Source organism: Photorhabdus sp. RM71S, from assembly GCF_042879355.1.
Taxonomy (GTDB): Bacteria; Pseudomonadota; Gammaproteobacteria; order Enterobacterales; family Enterobacteriaceae; genus Photorhabdus; species Photorhabdus kayaii.
Genome location: NZ_JBHFKV010000185.1, coordinates 1 through 534, shown reverse-complemented (window position 1 = coordinate 534; position 534 = coordinate 1). Strand labels below are relative to the sequence as shown.

1 protein-coding gene and 1 pseudogene are annotated in these 534 nt (G+C 38.2%); one reads left to right on the top strand and one right to left on the bottom strand.

Annotated features, from left to right (window positions below; genetic code table 11):
• Positions 1-103, top strand: a pseudogene (locus ACGF5R_RS24420) (IS1595 family transposase); the annotation flags it as partial.
• A 43-nt stretch (positions 104-146) separates the two neighbouring features.
• Here ACGF5R_RS24420 and ACGF5R_RS24415 read toward each other — a convergent pair.
• A complete protein-coding gene (locus tag ACGF5R_RS24415; RefSeq protein WP_387693221.1) occupies positions 147-317 on the bottom strand; it encodes a hypothetical protein in 171 nt (56 codons plus the stop codon).
• Positions 318-534: the final 217 nt, after the last annotated feature.

The following is a 534-nucleotide window of genomic DNA, read 5'->3' as shown; positions in this document are numbered from 1 at the left end:
GCGCTTTAACCTTAAAAGAACATTCGAACAGCTTATTTATTCATGTATTCGAGCAGCACCTATGCCTGAGTATTTACTCAAGCTAGCTGAGATTCGATGGTAATCAGGTAAAATTAAGATGGTTTATATTGTCTTAAATTGAAATATTAAGCAAAACTAAATTGCTTTTTCAGCTTGGTTGAGTGTTGTAATTGACCAAGATCAGATTTAGGCATGAATTGCGTCGATTCACGTTCACCGGATTCAATCTGACGTAGGTAGTTACCGTAAATTTTATGCTGAACTTGCTTAATATCACGTGCTGATTGAAGTTTCATACAACACCCCCTAAAAATCGGAATAAGGATTACTTAATTAAAATTAATTCTAACGCTTCCTACATACTATCGCAAAGATTTTTGGGTATTCAATACTCACTATGTTCTATACCCGTTATCTTTCAAGTTGCCTCTTTGTTGGCTGCACTCGCTCACCCCGGTCACATAGTTTGCTATGCTCCCGGGGATTCACTCCCTTGCCGTCGCGATGCATCTT

Excerpts from the sequence above, each read along its gene's own strand:
- ACGF5R_RS24415 (WP_387693221.1), bottom strand. The coding sequence starts at position 317 with ATGAAACTTCAATCAGCACGTGATATTAAGCAAGTTCAGCATAAAATT.